The sequence below is a fragment of the Alcanivorax sp. HI0044 genome (genome assembly GCF_001634945.1).
The window spans coordinates 1-1306 of record NZ_LWEZ01001324.1; the positions used below are offsets into that span (position 1 = coordinate 1).

Annotated in this window: 1 protein-coding gene; it reads left to right on the top strand. The window is 62.5% G+C overall.

Annotated elements, in window-relative coordinates:
• Positions 1 to 1306, top strand: a 1306-nt coding sequence (locus tag A3730_RS31915) for a hypothetical protein (RefSeq protein WP_063538716.1), incomplete at both ends; no start/stop codon positions are given.

A 1306-nucleotide genomic window follows, 5' to 3' on the forward strand; every position in this document is an offset into this window, starting at 1 on the left:
GGCCTGTTCGGCTTGTTCAGTAATCCCCGCGAGGCCATGNCTGCCCTGCAGGGCGACCTGGAAACCATCAAGACCGACTGCGGCATCCTAGGTGCCGGCGCCGGCAAGATTCCGTTCATCTGTTTCGACCTGGCCGGCGGCGCCAATATTGCCGGCTCCAATGTGCTGGTGGGCGGCCAGGGCGGGCAACTGGATTTTCTCAGCAGTGCCGGCTACTCGAAACTGGGCCTGCCAGGCGATATGGCGCCCAACAATAACCCCGGCGTAGTCAACACCGACCTGGGGCTGGCCTTTCACAGTGACTCGCCCTTCCTGCGCGGCATCCAGGAAAGAGCCCCCGGCGCCATGGGCAACGTGAATGGCTGCGTGATTCCTGCGCGCTCCGAAAACGACACGGCCAATAATCCCCACAACCCCATGTACGGCATTTTCAATGCCGGCGCCGATGGCGAACTGCTGTCGCTGATCGGGTCTCGCAGCTCATTGTCCGGCGGTAACTCCATGTCGCCGGACGGTTCCATCATCGCCTCCGCCCGCCCCACCAAGGTGGACCGAGGCACCGACGTGACCGGCCTGGTGGACACCGGCAAGCTGGTGGGAATGCTGTCCAAGGACGATGCCGTGTCGGTGATGGAATCCATTGCTCGCATCAGCCACAAGCGCATCGATCGTATCAATAGCGGCCTCAGCGACGCCAACCGCCGCGCTAATTTGCGCGACTTGCTGCGTTGCGGCTATGTGGAAGCCGCCGATATTACCGACCGCTATGGCAATCCCTCTGCCCTGAATATTCGTGAGGACACGGACATCCTCAGCATCTTTTCCGAGTCAGAGTTGAATGATCGGGAGTTCGAAAAAACCGCCTCCATCATGAAGCTGGTGGTCAACGGCTACGCCGGCGCCGGCTGTATTTCCATGGGCGGCTTCGATTACCACACCGGCGAACGGGGCACCGGCGAACAACGGGACCTGCGCGCCGGGCGCTGCATGGGCGCCTGCCTGGAATACGCCCGCCGCCGCAACATGCCGCTGATGATGTACGTATTCAGCGATGGCTCCGTGTCCAGCAACGGGCGCATTGATGACTCCGCCAACGGCCGCGGCAAAGGCGAGTGGACCGGTGACAATTCCTCCACCGCCGCCTCGTTCTTTCTGGTCTACAACCCCAACGGTCGCCCGACCCTGAACACCAACGGCGCCAGCGCCGAAAACCATCAGCAACTGGGCTGGATGCGCAGCGATGCCTCGGTGGAAACCGCCGGCACCCCGGCAGCCAACAACGTGAACCTGCTGGCGGCGGGAAAAC